13 protein-coding genes are annotated in these 15175 nt (G+C 74.0%); 7 read left to right on the forward strand and 6 right to left on the reverse strand.

From position 1 onward, the window contains the following. Window positions 1-37: 37 nt before the first annotated feature. Window positions 38-1081, reverse strand: coding sequence for a 3-isopropylmalate dehydrogenase (locus ACF07N_RS06400; RefSeq protein ID WP_392109136.1), 1044 nt, complete (start codon window positions 1079-1081; stop codon window positions 38-40). Window positions 1082-1225: 144 nt separating this feature from the next. Between ACF07N_RS06400 and ACF07N_RS06405 the strand changes: the two genes are divergently transcribed. Then, window positions 1226-2803, forward strand: a complete 1578-nt coding sequence (locus ACF07N_RS06405) for a purple acid phosphatase family protein (protein ID WP_392109137.1) — start codon at window positions 1226-1228, stop codon at window positions 2801-2803. Window positions 2804-2854: 51 nt separating this feature from the next. On the opposite strand, the gene ACF07N_RS06410 is transcribed toward ACF07N_RS06405, so the two are convergent. The 4 genes from ACF07N_RS06410 to ACF07N_RS06425 all read right to left on the reverse strand — a co-directional run bounded on the left by ACF07N_RS06410 (window position 2855) and on the right by ACF07N_RS06425 (window position 6486). After that, window positions 2855-2986, reverse strand: coding sequence for a hypothetical protein (locus ACF07N_RS06410; RefSeq protein ID WP_311685510.1), 132 nt, complete (start codon window positions 2984-2986; stop codon window positions 2855-2857). 255 nt (window positions 2987-3241) lie between these two features. After that, window positions 3242-3775 (reverse strand): GNAT family N-acetyltransferase, encoded by a 534-nt coding sequence (locus tag ACF07N_RS06415; RefSeq protein WP_383325594.1) that lies wholly within the window; start codon window positions 3773-3775, stop codon window positions 3242-3244. A gap of 98 nt (window positions 3776-3873) precedes the next feature. Further along, the gene (gene pruA, locus ACF07N_RS06420; protein ID WP_392109139.1) at window positions 3874-5505 is read right to left on the reverse strand and encodes an L-glutamate gamma-semialdehyde dehydrogenase; all 1632 of its coding nucleotides are present in this window, start codon (window positions 5503-5505) and stop codon (window positions 3874-3876) included. Window positions 5506-5559: 54 nt separating this feature from the next. Continuing rightward, window positions 5560-6486: a proline dehydrogenase family protein gene (locus ACF07N_RS06425; RefSeq protein ID WP_392109142.1), complete on the reverse strand. Its 927-nt coding sequence runs from the start codon at window positions 6484-6486 to the stop codon at window positions 5560-5562. A 191-nt stretch (window positions 6487-6677) separates the two neighbouring features. On the opposite strand from ACF07N_RS06425, the gene ACF07N_RS06430 reads away from it, so the two are divergent. From ACF07N_RS06430 to ACF07N_RS06455, 6 genes are all read left to right on the forward strand, one after another. After that, on the forward strand, window positions 6678-8159 hold the full coding sequence (locus tag ACF07N_RS06430) for a PucR family transcriptional regulator (RefSeq protein ID WP_392109145.1): 1482 nt from the start codon (window positions 6678-6680) through the stop codon (window positions 8157-8159). Between the two features lie 102 nt (window positions 8160-8261). Beyond that, window positions 8262-9563: a vanadium-dependent haloperoxidase gene (locus ACF07N_RS06435; RefSeq protein ID WP_392109148.1), complete on the forward strand. Its 1302-nt coding sequence runs from the start codon at window positions 8262-8264 to the stop codon at window positions 9561-9563. Window positions 9564-9678: 115 nt separating this feature from the next. Continuing rightward, complete coding sequence (locus tag ACF07N_RS06440) at window positions 9679-11172, forward strand: ABC transporter substrate-binding protein (protein ID WP_392109151.1); 1494 nt, start codon at window positions 9679-9681, stop codon at window positions 11170-11172. Then, window positions 11169-12932 carry an ABC transporter permease subunit gene (locus ACF07N_RS06445; protein WP_392109154.1) on the forward strand — a complete coding sequence of 588 codons (1764 nt, stop codon included), beginning with the start codon at window positions 11169-11171 and terminating at the stop codon, window positions 12930-12932. Before ACF07N_RS06440 ends, ACF07N_RS06445 begins: the two co-directional genes overlap by 4 nt. Further along, window positions 12922-13890: an ABC transporter ATP-binding protein gene (locus tag ACF07N_RS06450; protein ID WP_392109157.1), complete on the forward strand. Its 969-nt coding sequence runs from the start codon at window positions 12922-12924 to the stop codon at window positions 13888-13890. Before ACF07N_RS06445 ends, ACF07N_RS06450 begins: the two co-directional genes overlap by 11 nt. Then, window positions 13887-14579 (forward strand): ATP-binding cassette domain-containing protein, encoded by a 693-nt coding sequence (locus ACF07N_RS06455; RefSeq protein WP_392109160.1) that lies wholly within the window; start codon window positions 13887-13889, stop codon window positions 14577-14579. Before ACF07N_RS06450 ends, ACF07N_RS06455 begins: the two co-directional genes overlap by 4 nt. Here ACF07N_RS06455 and ACF07N_RS06460 read toward each other — a convergent pair. Beyond that, window positions 14554-15132, reverse strand: a complete 579-nt coding sequence (locus ACF07N_RS06460; RefSeq protein ID WP_383337685.1) for a TetR/AcrR family transcriptional regulator — start codon at window positions 15130-15132, stop codon at window positions 14554-14556. The two genes, ACF07N_RS06455 and ACF07N_RS06460, sit on opposite strands and share 26 nt — an antisense overlap. Window positions 15133-15175 lie beyond the last annotated feature (43 nt).

A 15175-nucleotide genomic window follows, 5' to 3' on the forward strand; every position in this document is an offset into this window, starting at 1 on the left:
GGATGCGACCCGGCGGCTTGCGGTAAGCGGCGGCGGGTCAGCCGGCCACGCGTACGGCGAGGGCGTCGCCGATCTCCGAGGTGGAACGCGCGGGCTTGCCGGCCCGCTCGCCGAGGTCGGCGGCGACCGCCTCGTCGATGCGGGCGGCCTCGGCCTCGTAGCCGAGGTGGCGCAGCAGCAGGGCGACGGACAGCACGGTGGCGGTCGGGTCGGCCTTGCCCTGGCCGGCGATGTCCGGGGCCGAGCCGTGCACGGGCTCGAACATCGAGGGGAACTCGCCGGACGGGTTGATGTTCCCGCTGGCGGCGACGCCGATGCCGCCGGAGACGGCCGCGGCGAGGTCGGTGACGATGTCGCCGAAGAGGTTGTCGGTGACGATCACGTCGAAGCGCTCGGGCTGCGTGACGAGGTAGATCGTCGCCGCGTCCACGTGCATGTACTCGGTGGTGACCTCCGGGTACTCCTCGGCCACCTTGTTGAAGACGTTCGTCCACAGGTGGCCGGCGAAGGTCAGCACGTTGTTCTTGTGGATCAGCGCCAGCTTCTTGCGCGGACGGGCCTGGGCGCGCGCGAAGGCGTCCCGGACCACGCGCTCGACACCGAAGGCCGTGTTCACGGAGACCTCGGTGGCGACCTCGTGCTCGGTGCCCTTGCGGATCGTGCCGCCGTTGCCGGTGTACGGGCCCTCGGTGCCCTCGCGGACCACGACGAAGTCGATGGCCGGCTCGCCCTTGAGGGGCGTGTCCACGCCCGGCAGGAGCCTGGACGGGCGCAGGTTGACGTGGTGGTCGAAGGCGAAGCGGAGCTTGAGCAGGAAGCCGCGCTCCAGGACGCCGGACGGCACGGACGGGTCGCCGATCGCGCCGAGCAGGATGGCGTCGTGCTGCTTCAGGGCGTCGAGGTCGGCGTCGGTGAGGGTCTCACCGGTGGCGTGGTAGCGCCGGGCGCCGAAGTCGTACTCCTTGGTCTCCAGCTTCACATCCTGCGGAAGGACGGCGGAGAGGACCTTCAGGCCTTCGGCCACGACCTCCTGGCCGATGCCGTCACCGGGGATCACTGCGAGATCGATGCTGCGAGACATGCCCGGCACCCTACTCCTCGTCCCATGGGATGACACGAGGTGTCCGTCATACGGACACCCGACCGGGTGAGCGCACGCGGCCGTCGACGGCCGTTCACCCGTATGTGGTGCGGCCGTTGGCCTCCGCTGGGAAGTTCACTGGACATGGAGATCCCCCACTTCGGCATCCCGCCCGAGCTCGCCCGCCGGATGAGCATGGCGGAGCAGCACGAGTACCTGCGCACGCGTCTGTCGCGGCGGCGCACTCTGGTGACCGCGGGCGCGGTGGCGAGCGGGCTGCTGACCGGCTGCGGTTCCGGCCCGTCCGCCGGGCAGGGCGGCGCCGCGGCGACGCGGAGTCCGTCGCCGAGCACCTCGAAGGCACCCGGCTCCTTCATCACGCCCTTCGGCCGCCACCTCGCCTTCGGGGCCGACCCCAAGACCCAGATGCGGATCTCCTGGCAGGTGCCGCTCGCGGTGCGCAAGCCGTACGTCCGGGTGGGCCTGCGCCCCGACGACCTCGGCCGCAGAGTCGAGGCCGAACTGCGCGCCCTGCACACCCCGGGCCTGAAGGGCGTCCGGCCGGCGGTCGAGCAGTACTACCTGCACGCGGCGCTGGACGGCCTGCGTCCGGGCACGACGTACTACTACGGCGTCGGCCACGAGGGCTTCGACCCGGCCTCCCCGCGCCACCGCTCGACCGTCACGTCGTTCCGCACGGCGCCGGCGAGTCCGCCCGGCCGGTTCGTGTTCACCGCGTTCGGCGACCAGGGCGTCGGCGACGAGGCGGCCCTCAACGACCGTACGCTGCTGCGCCGGAAGCCCGCCTTCCACCTCCACGCGGGCGACATCTGCTACGCCGACCCGACCGGCAAGGGCAAGGAGTCGGACGTGTTCGACGCGAGCCAGTGGGACCGGTTCCTGAAGCAGACCGAGCCGGTGGCCCGGTCGGTGCCGTGGATGGTGACGACCGGCAACCACGACATGGAGGCCTGGTACTCCCCCGACGGCTACGGCGGCCAGCTCGCGCGCTTCTCCCTGCCGGACAGCGGCTTCGACGCGCGCACGGCTCCGGGCGTCTACTCCTTCACGTACGGCAACGTCGGCGTGGTCGCGCTCGACGCGAACGACGTCTCGTACGAGATCCCCGCCAACTTCGGCTACACGGAGGGCCGGCAGACGCGGTGGCTGGACCGCACGCTCGGGGAGCTGAGGGCCGCGGAGGACGTCGACTTCATCGTCGTCTTCTTCCACCACTGCGCGTACTCGACGTCCTCGCACGCCTCCGACGGCGGGGTGCGCGCCGCGTGGCTGCCGCTGTTCGCGCGGCACGAGGTGGACCTGGTCGTCAACGGGCACAACCACGTCTACGAGCGGACCGACGCCGTCCGGAACGGCGAGGTGGGCAGGCCGGTACCGATCGGCGGCACGACCGATCCGCGCCGGGACGGGATCGTCTACGTCACCGCGGGCGGCGGCGGCAAGGAGCTGTACGGCTTCCCGGGCGGGGTGAAGGAGAGCTACGAGGGGAACACCGCCGCCCACGAGCCGGTGGACACGTTCAGCTGGACCAAGTCGCGGGGGACGAAGGCGGAGTCGGCGCAGTGGTCGCGGGTGCGCTACCGCGGCTTCTCGTTCCTCTCGGTGGAGGCGGTGAGCGGCGCCGCGCCGCGCCTCGAGGTGTCGGCGCTGACGTCGAGCGGTGAGCGGATCGACCATTTCGAGGTGCGGCGCGGGGTGTGAGGCCCCGCGCCGCACCCCGGCGGGCGCGGCTCCCGGTCGGGGTGGTGCGGCTCAGTGTCCGGTGGATCCGCCGTTGTCCCTGCGGTCCAGGGCGCGCTGCAGCGCGGCGGCGGCGTTCTTGCGGTCGGACTCGGTGGCGCGGGAAACGTGACGGACTCGGCGGCGGACGGTCGTCTCGGCCATGGGACATCGGCTCCTTCGACAGCACGTGGAGTGCAAGGGGAGGGGTGGTTTCGAGACGCCGGAAGGGGCGGGGAGCGGTGCCGCAGGGGTTGCCTGCACGGGGGCCCGGCTCACGACCGCCATTCGCTTGGTCGAGCGAGACGTTCGGCTCCTACAAAGCTAAGGGAGGCCGGAGCGTCTGTCTCCACAATTACTCGGACTTCCTACTATCTGAGACGGCGGAGTGGCTCACACCGCGCTGAGCTGCGGTGATTCCTAGAGCACGTCCCCGTCGCGCCAGTCGAAGAGCAGTTCCTCCCCGGGTTCGGCCGCGAGAGCGGGCCACAGGTAGGTGCTGCCCTCCTCGTCCGGCAGACGGACGCCGCCGTCCGGGCCGAGGGCGTGGATCCGCCCGGGCCAGGCCCGCCAGCCACGGGCGGCGTACAGCGCGGCGCCGTCGTCGCTCGCGGACAGGGCCCCGACGTCGTAGGCGCGCACGACGATCTCCTCCAGGGCGTCCATGACCGCGCCGCCGAGCCCTCGGCGCCGCACGTCGCGGCGGACGGCGACGCCCTCCACGTAGCCGACGCGCAGCCAGCGTCCCCGGTACCGCGCCCGTCGCATGACCACCGCCCCGTGCGCGGCGAGCCCGTGCCCGTCGTGCACCAGGGCGTGCATGCCGCCCAGGGTGTGGTCCCAGTCGTCGTCGCCGAAGTCGCCGTCGAAGGCGTCGTGCAGCAGGCCCCGCACGGCGGCGAGTTCGGCCGGGGTGAGCCGGGCGGTGTGGTCGGTGCGCACACGGGTGGTCATCGCCCCAGTATGGAGACCGCCGCGACCGCGGCGCTCGCCGCCCGGCATGCCGACGGGCCGGGTCGATCGGCGACCCGGCCCGTCGGTACGCGCGGGGCTCAGCCCATGTGCGGGTAGGTGTAGTCGGTCGGCGGGACCAGCGTCTCCTTGATGGCGCGGGTCAGCGTCCAGCGCATCAGGTTCTGCGGGGCACCGGCCTTGTCGTTGGTGCCGGAGGCGCGGCCGCCGCCGAAGGGCTGCTGGCCGACGACGGCGCCGGTGGACTTGTCGTTGATGTAGAAGTTGCCGGCGGCGTAGCGCAGCTTGTTCGCCGTGTACGCGGCGGCCACGCGGTCGTTGGCGATGACCGAGCCGGTCAGGGCGTAGTCGGAGACGGCTTCCATCTGGGTGAGCATCTCGTCGTACTTGTCGTCCTCGTAGACGTGCACCGCGAGGATCGGGCCGAAGTACTCGGTGCGGAACACCTCGTTCTCCGGGTCGGTGCACTCGATGACGGTCGGCCGGACGAAGTACCCGGTCGAGTCGTCGTAGGTGCCGCCCGCGACGATCGTGCAGGAGGCGTCCTCCTCGGCCCGGTCGATGGCGGCCTTGTTCTTGGCGAAGGCGCGCTCGTCGATGACGGCGCCGATGAAGTTCGACAGGTCGGTGACGTCACCCATCTTGATGCCGTCGACCTCGGCCGCGAACTCCTCCTTGAAGCCGGAGTTCCAGATCGAGGCGGGGATGTACGCCCGGGACGTGGCGCTGCACTTCTGGCCCTGGTACTCGAACGCACCCCGGGTGAGCGCGGTCTTCAGGATCGCGCGGTCCGCCGACGGGTGGGCGACGAGGAAGTCCTTGCCGCCGGTCTCGCCGACCAGGCGCGGGTAGGTGCGGTACTTCTCGATGTTGTTGCCGACCGTCTTCCACAGGTACTGGAAGGTCTTGGTCGAGCCGGTGAAGTGGATGCCGGCCAGTTCGCGGTGTTCCAGGGCGACCTTGGAGACCTCGATGCCGTCGCCGGTGACGAGGTTGATGACGCCCTTGGGCAGGCCGGCCTCCTCCAGCAGCTGCATCAGCAGCACGGCGGCGTGGGTCTGCGTCGGGGACGGCTTCCACACCACGACGTTGCCCATCAGGGCCGGAGCGGTGGGCAGGTTGCCCGCGATGGCGGTGAAGTTGAAGGGCGTGATCGCGTAGACGAAGCCCTCCAGCGGACGGTGGTCCAGACGGTTCCACACGCCCGGGGCGTTGGCCGGCGGCTGCTCGGCGAGCAGCTTGCGGGCGTAGGAGACGTTGAAGCGCCAGAAGTCGACCAGCTCGCAGGGCGTGTCGATCTCGGCCTGCTGGGCGGTCTTGGACTGGCCGAGCATGGTGGAGGCGGCGAGGGTCTCGCGCCAGGGGCCGGCCAGCAGCTCGGCCGCGCGCAGGATGATCGCTGCGCGGTCGTCGAAGGACAGCGCGCGCCAGGCGGGCGCGGCGGCCAGGGCCGCGTCGATGGCGTCCTGGGCGTCGGCCTGCGTGGCGTTGCGGTACGTGCCGAGCACGGCCTTGTGGTTGTGCGGCTGGACGACCTGGAAGGCCTCGCCGCCGCCCATCCGCTTCTCGCCGCCGATGGTGCAGGGCAGGTCGATCGGGTTGTCGGCCAGCTCCTTGAGCCTGGCCTCCAGCCGGGCCCGCTCGGGCGAGCCGGGGGCATAGCCGTGCACCGGCTCGTTGACGGGGGTGGGGACCTGGGTCACAGCGTCCATGGGTTCCGTAACTCCTTACTGAGCGGTGGTTCGGTCTCAGCCCTTGAAGAGCTGTCAGCCCTTGGTGAGCATCGAGCGGGCGAAGAAGCGCAGGTTGGCCGGCTTCTCCGCGAGGCGGCGCATGAAGTAGCCGTACCAGTCGGTGCCGTAGGCGGTGTAGACGCGCATGCGGTGGCCCTCGGCGGCCAGCCGGAGGTGCTCCTCGGCGCGGATGCCGTAGAGCATCTGGAACTCGTAGTCGCCGGGCTTGCGGCCGGCGCGGTGGGCCAGCTCCTGGGCGATCGCGATGAGGCGCGGGTCGTGGGACCCGATCATCGGGTACCCCTCGCCCTCCATCAGGGTCCGCAGGATGCGCACGTACGCCCGGTCGATCTCGTGCTTGTCCTGGTACGCGACGGAGGCCGGCTCCTTGTACGCGCCCTTGACCAGGCGGACCCGGCTGCCGCTCGCGGCGAGGCGGCGGGCGTCGTCCTCGGTGCGGAAGAGGTAGGCCTGGATGACGCAGCCGGTCTGCGGGAAGTCCTTCCGCAGCTCCTCGTGGATGGCGAACATCGAGTCGAGGGTGGTGTGGTCCTCGGCGTCGAGCGTGACGGTCGTGCCGATCCCGGCGGCGGCCTCGACGACCGGGCGGACGTTCTTCAGCGCCAGCTCGTGGCCGTCCTCCAGCGACTGCCCGAACATCGACAGCTTCACCGACATCTCGGCGCGGGTGCCGAGCTCCAGCGGCTTGAGGCGGTCGATCAGCTCCAGGTAGGCGTCCCGGGCGGCGGCGGCCTGCTCCGGGTTGGTGATGTCCTCGCCGACGACGTCCATCGTCAGCTCCAGGCCCCGCCCGGCGAGGTCCCGGACGACGGGGACGATGTCGTCGACGTCCTCGCCCGGGATGAACCGGTCGACGACCTGCTTGGTCACCGGAGCCGCCGAGATCAGACGTCGCATACGGTCGCTGCGAGACGCGGCGAGAATCACGGGACCCAGCACGGGGCACCTCCAGAGCACAAGCAACGTGAAGGCCGTATCCCAGGCGGATGATGCCTCGGGTACGGCACGGAGAACCACCGTGAAACCTAAGGATCCCTCCGATCCTCGGCCATCGACAGCTGTCACGCATCCGTGCCGCAGATCTCAGACAGATGTATGAGGCCACCCCGGTGGTGAGGGAGAATGCCGGGGTGACCTCGGAACACAGGGGCGACTACGAGGAGCTGGTCGACGAGATCTCGGAGCTGCTCGGCGCGCCCGCGACGCTGGAGAACCGCGACTTCGAGCTGATCGCCTTCGGCGCGTACGACAGCGAGGGCGACCTCGACCCGTCGGCCCTGGACCCCGTCCGCGCCCGCTCGATCCTGACCCGGCGCTCGACCGCCGCGGTCCGGGCCTGGTTCGAGGGCTTCGGCATCACGCGGGCGACGGGCCCGGTCCGTATCCCGCCGACACCCGAGGCGGGGGTGTACCGGGGCCGGATCTGCCTGCCGGTCCGCCACCGGGGTGTGGTCCACGGCTACGTGTGGCTGCTGGACGACGACCCCGGCCCGAGCGAACGGCAGCTGTCCGCCGCCATGGGGGTGACGGCCCGGATCGGCGCCCTGCTCGCCGACGAGGCCCAGCACGGCGCCGACCTCAGCCGCGAACTGAGGGCGGTGCTCACCGCGGAGCGGGACTGGCAGCGCGACATGGCCGTCGCCGAGCTGCGCGCCGCCCTCGGCCCGCGGGCCGACGCCCCGCACACCGTCGTGTGCGTCGCGCCGTGGCCCTCGGCCGACCCCGACGACGCGCCGTCGGTACGGACCGTGCCGGGCGCGGCGGCGCTGTGCACGCTGCCCTGGGACACGGCGTCCCAGTGCGTGGCGGTGCTGGTCCGTCTCCGCTCGGCGGACGTCCTGACCCCGGCGACGACGGCGGCGGGCCGGCTGCTGGAGCGGGCGCGCGGCGCTCCGGCGGACCCCGCCGGAGGCAGCGCCGCGGGCGAGCCCGGGCACACCGCGGCGTCCCCCGGCGCGCGCGGACCGGGCGCGGCCTCCACGCCGCTCACGGGTTCACGCGGGGCGGGTGAGCGCCCGAACGCGGCAACGGCCTCGGGGACCACCACCCCCGCGGGCCCGGGCACGGGCGGAACCGGAGGGACCACCCCACCCACGGGCCCGGGCTCGCGCGGAGCGAATCGTCCCGGGCACGGTGTCGCAGGCGCGGGCGCCGGCGCGCGGGGAGCCCGCGGGCCAGCCGCCGGTGTCGCCACGCCCCGTTCCGGGCTCGCCGGGCTGGGCGCGGCCTGGCGGGAGGCGTCGGCTGCGGCCCGGGCCGCGCTCGCGGAGCCCCGGCTGGGTCCCGTCGCGGAGTGGGCGGCGATCGGGCCGTTCCGGCTGCTGACCGCCCTGCCGCCGGAGGTGGCCCGCGACGCGGCCGTCCGGTCCCTGCTCACCCCCGTGCACCGCGAACTCGCCCGTACCGCCGAGGTCTACCTCGACCGCGCCGGTCAGGCCGCCCGGGCCGCCGCCGAGCTGGGCATCCACCGCCAGACCCTCTATTACCGCCTGTCCCGGATCGAGAAGCTGACCGGACTCGACCTGGACGACGGCGAGGACCGGCTGCTGCTGCACATGGCGCTGAAGGGGGCCCGGCTCTTCCCCGGTGAGGCCGCGGGGCCGTCCGGGTGAGGCCCCTCGCCCGGACGGGCGGTTCACGGGACGGACCCGTGCCGTCGCCCACCCCGCCCGGTCACGGTTCTCCCGGTGTGCCATCGGCTGGGAGGAGCTCACGTGCGGAACCGACGTGCCTGGTCTGCGTCGCGAACGGTGGTGGCGGGACTGGCCTGCGGGATGCTGGCCCTGGCGCTGCCGGGCTCCCGGGCGAGTGCCGGGCCCGACGCCGACGGCCCGGACGGCCGCCCGGACGATCGGGGCGCCGCGGTCGTCGTGGACTGGATGCGCACGGCCGAGGCCGTCATCGACGCCGAGGCCCGGCCGGGCCCGGCCGACACGTTCGTCTGGCAGGCGTACGTGTCCGCCGCCGTCTACAACGCGGTCGTCGGCGTCGAGGGCCGCTTCGCCCCCTACAAGTGGCACGAGCGGGCGCCCCGTACGGCCTCCTCGGCGGCGGCCGCCGCGGCCGCGGCGCACCGGATGCTGCGCCACCACTTCCCCGGCGCGGCGCCCCGGCTGGACGACGCCCTGGCCGAGACCCTCGCGCGGGTCCCCGACGGGCGGGCCGAGGACGAGGGCGTGGCCTTCGGCCGGCGTGCCGCCGCCCATGTCATCGGCCTCCGCCGCGACGACGGCCGCGGTGCGCCGGTGTCCTTCCCCGTGCGCCCGCGCCCCGGCCTCTGGCGGCCCACCCCGCCCGGGCACGAGCCCTTCACCACCGCCTGGCTCGGCCGGATGCGGCCCTTGCTGCTGGACTCCCCGAGCCGGTTCCGCCCCGGCCCGCCGCCCTCGCTGCGCTCCGCCCGCTACGCCAGGGACCTGCACGAACTGGCCGCCTACGGAGGGCGGACCGGCTCGCACCGCACCCCCGGGCAGACCGACACCGCACGGTTCTTCGTCGCCCTGGACCTGCAAGGGGCCCTGGGCGACCGCGCCGTGCGGCACGGCCTCGGCATCGCCGAGACGGCTCGCCTGTACGCGGCGGCCAACACGGTTCAGGCGGACGCCGTCATCACCGCCTGGGACGCCAAACTCCACTACGGCACCTGGCGGCCCGTCACCGCCCTCCGCGAGGCGGACACCGACGGCAACCCGGCGACCCGGCCCCACCGGCGCTGGGAACCGCTGCTCACCACCCCGGCGCACCCCGACTACCTCAGCGGCCACGCCACGATGGGCGGCGCGCTGATGCGCATGCTGACCGGGGTCCTCGGGACCTCCCGCGTCGACCTGCGCATCCGGTCCGCCACCACCGGCACGACCCGCCACTACCGCTACGCCCGCGACTACGAACGGGAGGTGAGCGACGCCCGGGTCTGGGGCGGCATCCACACCCGGACGGCCGACGAGGTGGGGGTGGCCACCGGTCGCCGGCTCGCCGACTGGGCGCTGCGCTCGTACTTCCGTCCGGTCGGCTGACCTCGCAGCACGGGCGGACCCCGGGACACTTATGAAAATGATTGTCATCATGCTACGGTCGTGGCGCATTCAACCATTGACCTTGCCTTGACCATGCCTTGACCGAGGTGTCCCCGTGCGCGTCCCCGCCCGTCTCACTCCCCTCGCCGCCCTCGCCGCGGCCTCCACCCTGCTCACCGGCTGCTTCTCCGGCGGGCAGACGGCCGCGGACGACTCCGGGGCGGGGGGTGGGCGCATACGCGTCGCGATGATGCAGCCACCGCGCTCCGGGCTGTCCCCGCTGTCGGACGACGCCTTCAAGCTGTCGCGCTGGTCGACGGCGGAGACGCTGGTGAAACTGGACGCGGACGGCGACGCCCGGCCCGCGCTGGCCACCGAGTGGGTGCAGTCCGGCCGGACGTGGACCTTCACCCTGCGCGAGGGCGTCACCTTCCACGACGGCACGAAGCTCACCGCCGACGCCGTCGTCACCTCCCTCACCGAGGCCGCCGCGGCGTCCCCCAAGCCCCGCATCCTCGACGGCGTGGACCTGACCGCGAAGGCCGACGGCGGCAAGGTCGTCGTCACCACCGCCACCGAGGACCCCCTCGTCCCGCAGCGGCTCAGCTCCCCGCAGCTGTCGATCCTGGCCGCCAGGGCCTACCGGGGGAAGACCGTGAACCCCGTCGGCGCGGGCACCGGCCCCTTCGAGCTGACGAAGGTCGACGGCACCTCCGCCGCCACCCTCGACCGCTACGACGGCTACTGGGGCAAGAAGGCCAAGGCCCCCGGCATCGACGTCCGGTTCGTGCCGGACGGCACCGCCCGGGCCGCCGCCCTGCGCAGCGGCGAGGCCGACATCGTCGAGGCGGTCCCGGTGTCCCAGGCCGCCGTCCTGGACCAGGACCTGATCACCGAGGTCCCGATGCCCCGCACCAACACCCTGTACCTCAACACGCGCAAGGGCCCGTTCAAGGACCCCGCGCTGCGGGCGGCGGCCCGCGAGGCGATCGACGCCGCGTCGATCGTGAAGGGCGTCTACGAGGGACGCGCCGACGTGGCCGAGGGACTGCTCGGCCCCGCCCTGCCGTGGGCGGCCGGCCTGCGCGGGCCGGTGCGGCGGGCCGAGGCCGGGGACCCGGCCGGCCGGACGATCACCCTGGGCACCTTCACCGACCGCGCCGAACTGCCCGAGGTCGCCGCCGCGCTGCAACAGCAGCTGCAGAAGGCCGGGTTCAGGGTGAAGCTCGACGTCCGCGAGTACGCCCACATCGAGTCCGACGCGCTGGCGGGCCGGTTCGACGCGTTCATCCTCTCCCGGGCCACCGTCCTGGACTCCGGTGACCCGGCCGCCTACCTCTACAGCGACTTCGCCTCCGACGGCTCCTTCAACATCTCCCAGCTCGCGGACCCGGCCGTGGACAAGGCCCTGCGGAAGGCGGGCGAGACGCCGACCGGCGACGCCCGGCGCGAGGCGGTCATCGCCGCCGAGGCCGCCGTGGTCGGCACGGACGCGGCCGTGCCCATGCTGCACGAGCGCGTGATCCAGGGCGACGCGGCCGGCGTGACCGGCGCCGCCCACGACCCGCGCGAGCGGGAACTGGTCACGGCGGACACCTACGTCAAGTGAGGCCCCGCATACGGCGGTCGGCCGGCGCCGCCGCGCTGACCCGCCTGCTCTGCCTGGCCGCCGTCGTGGCCGCCGTCGGGCTGCTGCCCTGGCTGTCCGGCCGGGACCCGGCCCTGGCCGTGCTGCGGGCCCGGTCCGCCGAACAGGACCCGACGCGGGAGGCCCTCGACTCCGTACGGCGGGACCTCGGACTGGACGCCGGCCCCCTGTCCCTGCTGGGCGGCTGGGCCGCCGGCCTGCTGCGCGGTGACCTCGGCAGGTCCTGGGTGTCGGGGGGCGAGGTGCTGCCCTCGGTGGTCTCCGGGCTCCAGGTGTCGCTGGCGCTGATGGGCGCCGCGCTGGCCGTGGCCCTGCTGCTGGCCTGCGCGCTCGTCGCGCCGGTGCTGGTGCGGGGCCGGGCGTCGGCCGGGGCGTGGGCGGCGATGCTGGCCGCCGTGCCCGAGTTCCTGCTGGCCACAGTCGCGCTGCTGGTCTTCGGGGTGTGGCTGGGCTGGCTGCCGACGTCGGGCTGGGCGGGTCCGCGGAACATGGTCCTGCCCGCCGTGGCCCTCGGCGTTCCGGCGGGCGGGCTGCTCGGCCGGCTGGTCGCGGACGCGCTGCCCGCCGCGCTCGACGAGCGGTGGGCGGAGCTGTGGCGGGGTGCCGGGGTGAGCCGGACGCGGATCGCGGCGGCGGCGCTGCGGCGCGTCCTGCCGCCCCTGGTCCCCCAGTTCGGGATGGTCGCCGTGGGGCTCACCGGTGGCGCGGTCGCCGTGGAGACGGTGTTCGCCGTGCCGGGCATCGGCCGTACCGCCCTGGGCGCGGCCAAGTCCCAGGACCTGCCGCTGCTCCAGGGCGCGGTGCTGGCACTGCTCGCGCTGGGCCTGGCCACGGGCGCGGTCGCGGCGCTGGTGCGGCGGCGGCTGCTGGGCCCGGCCCTGCGGGACGGCTCGCTGGCCCTGCCCCCGGCCCGGCCGGCGCGCGCCCGTCCGCTGATCCCGTCGGCGCTGTTCGCCGTGCTGGCGGTGACGATCGGCTGGGGTCTGCTGCGCGACCCGTACGCCGTGAACACCGCGGCCCGGCTGGCCGCCCCCTCCCGGGCCCATCCGCTCGGCACCGACGGGCTGGGCCGTGACGTCCTGGCCCGCCTCGGCCACGGCGCCGCCTCCACCGTCGGTACCGCGGCGGCGGTCTGCCTGCTGAGCCTGCTGGTCGCCCTCGCCCTGGGTTTCCTGCCCCGGGTCGCGGAGGGCGCGGCGGACATCGCCAACGCCCTGCCCCCGGTGATCGTCGGCATCCTGGTCGCGGCGGCCGTCGGACCGGGCACCGGCGGCGCGGCCCTCGCCGTCGCGCTGATCTCCTGGCCGGCCCTGTCCGCGCACGCGGCGGCGCTGGTGCGGGAGGTGCGCGCCTCGGCGTTCCTGACCGCCCAACGGGCCATCGGCGCGAGCCCGTCCTGGATCCTCACCCGGCACGTCCTGCCGTCGGTGGCCGGCCCGGTCGCCCGCCACGCCCTGCTGCGCCTGCCGGGCATCGCCCTGGCCCTGGCCTCGCTGGGCTTCCTCGGCCTGGGCGCCCAGCCGCCCGCCCCCGAGTGGGGCCTGCTGCTCGACGAGTCCCGCGCCTACGTGGAGCGCGCCCCGTGGGCGGCCCTCGCCCCGGCGGTGGCGCTGGCCCTGCTGGCAGGGCTCGCGGTGTCGGGCGCGGCACTCGCTCAGGGCCGCCGGGCACGGCGCCTCGCCCCCTCACCGGCCCGCAAGGAGAACCCCGTTGGAGTCTGAGGCACTGCTGTCGGTGCGCGGGCTGCGGATCGCGTTCGACGGGACCGAGGCCGTGCGCGGCCTGTCCTTCGACGTCCGCCGGCGTGAAGTGCTGGCGATCGTCGGTGAGTCGGGAGCCGGCAAGTCCCTCACGGCCCGCGCGCTCCTCGGGATGCTGCCGCGCGACGCCACGGTGAGCGGCACGATCAGCCCGGACCTCTCGGCCCACCGCGGCCGCCGTATCTCCCTGGTCCCGCAGGACGCCCTGTCCGCCCTGTCGCCCGTGCACCCGGTCGGCGACCAACTCGCCGCCGCCGTACGGTCGGTGACCGGTGTCTCGCGCAAGGAGGCCCGGGCCCGGGCGGTCGCGGCGCTGGACCGGGTCGGCATCCCGGACGCCGCGCGCCGGGCGCGGGCCCGTCCGCACGAGTACTCCGGCGGCATGCGGCAGCGCGCGGTGATCGCCATGGCGACGATCAACGCACCGGACGTCGTCGTCGCCGACGAACCCACCACCGCCCTCGACGAGGAGCGCCGCGACCAGGTGCTGGGGCTGCTCGCCGAGCAGCGTGCGGCGACCGGTGCCGCGCTGGTCCTGGTCACGCACGACATGGACGCCGTCCGGTGCCACGCGGACCGGGTGCTGGTCCTGTACGCGGGGCGCCTCGCCGAACTCGGCCCGGCGCGGGAGGTGCTGGCCCGTCCCCGCGCCCCCTACACGGCCGGTCTGCTGGCGTCGCTGCCCCAGCACGCACCGCCGGGCCGCCGCCTGCCCGCCCTGCGCGGCACCCCGCCCGTCCCGGGCACCCTCCCGCCGGGCTGCGCGTTCGCCCCGCGCTGCCCGCTCGCGGACCGGATCTGCCACACGGCGGAGCCGGAGTCCCAGGCCGCCGACGGCCGCCTGGTCGCCTGTCACCGCTGGGCGGAACTCCCCCACCCGGCGGCCGAGTTGTTCTCCGAGGGGCGGCAACCCGCATGAGCGATCCCCTGCTCGACGTCCGCGACCTGGTCGTCCGTCACGGCCCGGTCACCGCCGTGGACGGCGTCTCCTTCACCCTGAACGCCGGTGAGACCCTCGCCCTGAACGGCCCGTCCGGCTGCGGCAAGTCCTCCACGGCCCTCGCGGTGCTCCAGCTGCGCCGCCCGGACGGCGGCCGGGTCCGTTTCGAGGGACGGGAGCTGACCACCCTCCCGGAACGCGAACTGCGCCCGCTGCGGCCCCGGATGCAGCCCGTCTTCCAGGACCCCTACGGCTCGCTCAGCCCCCGCCACCGCATCCGGGACGCCATCGCCGAACCCCTGAAGGTCCAGGGCCGCTGGCACCCCGACGACGGACCCGCCCGGGTCGCCGAGCTCCTCGACCGGGTCGGCCTCGACCCCGCGTACGGCGACCGCCGGCCGCACGAGCTGTCCGGCGGCCAGTGCCAGCGCGCCGGCATCGCACGCGCCCTGGCCTCCGGGCCGAGGCTGCTGGTGCTGGACGAACCGGTGTCCTCGCTCGACCCGTCGGTCCGCGCGGGCGTGCTGAACCTGCTCACCGGCCTCCAGGACGACCTGGGCCTCGGCTACCTGTTCATCTGCCACGACCGGGCGGTGGTCCGGCACATGGCGGACCGGGTGCTGGAGATGCGCGAGGGGCGGATCACGTCCGGGCGGCCGCCTCGATGACCTGGCGCAGCCCCTCGGCGAGCTGACCGGCCTCGGGCGCGCTCTTCGGGTCGAACGTCCACTGCGCCATCAGGCCCATCATCAGCGTCAGGTAGAAGTACCCGAGGGTGTCCACCCGCTCCTCCGGCACGTCGTCCTCGAGCCCGCCGTGGAAGAGGGTGACGATGCCGCGTGCCCCTTCCCGCTGGGCCCGCGCGAGATGCTCGCGCACCTCCGGCAGCTGGTCCCCCATGGCCACGACCTCCAGGCTGAGCCGCCACAGCGAGCCGGGGTCCCGCATGGTGCCGATGATGTTCGTCCACACCTCGGCGAACCGTTCCAGCGAGCCCGGCTCGCCGCGCAGCTCACCACCGCCGTCGAAGGCGGCGGACATCCCTTCCACCATCTCGATGTAGGCCCGCGCGAGCAGCGCGTCCTTCGAGCCGTAGTGGTAGCCGATCGACGCCAGGTTGGTCCCCGACTCCTTGACGATGTCGCGCGCGGTGGTGCGCAGGAAGCCCTTGGCCAGCAGGCAGCGCTGGGCGCCTTCGAGCAGATCCTCACGGTGTCCCATGGTCCGCCACCCTACTCCCGCGTCCAGACAGCCGTCTTATACA

It is taken from the genome of Streptomyces sp. NPDC015242 (genome assembly GCF_043079125.1).
Classification (GTDB): domain Bacteria; phylum Actinomycetota; class Actinomycetes; order Streptomycetales; family Streptomycetaceae; genus Streptomyces.

Excerpts from the sequence above, each read along its gene's own strand:
- ACF07N_RS06400 (WP_392109136.1), bottom strand. The coding sequence starts at position 1,081 with ATGTCTCGCAGCATCGATCTCGCAGTGATCCCCGGTGACGGCATCGGC.
- ACF07N_RS06405 (WP_392109137.1), top strand. The coding sequence starts at position 1,226 with ATGGAGATCCCCCACTTCGGCATCCCGCCCGAGCTCGCCCGCCGGATG.
- ACF07N_RS06410 (WP_311685510.1), bottom strand. The coding sequence starts at position 2,986 with ATGGCCGAGACGACCGTCCGCCGCCGAGTCCGTCACGTTTCCCGCGCC.
- ACF07N_RS06415 (WP_383325594.1), bottom strand. The coding sequence starts at position 3,775 with ATGACCACCCGTGTGCGCACCGACCACACCGCCCGGCTCACCCCGGCC.
- pruA (WP_392109139.1), bottom strand. The coding sequence starts at position 5,505 with ATGGACGCTGTGACCCAGGTCCCCACCCCCGTCAACGAGCCGGTGCAC.
- ACF07N_RS06455 (WP_392109160.1), top strand. The coding sequence starts at position 13,887 with ATGAGCGATCCCCTGCTCGACGTCCGCGACCTGGTCGTCCGTCACGGC.
- ACF07N_RS06460 (WP_383337685.1), bottom strand. The coding sequence starts at position 15,132 with ATGGGACACCGTGAGGATCTGCTCGAAGGCGCCCAGCGCTGCCTGCTG.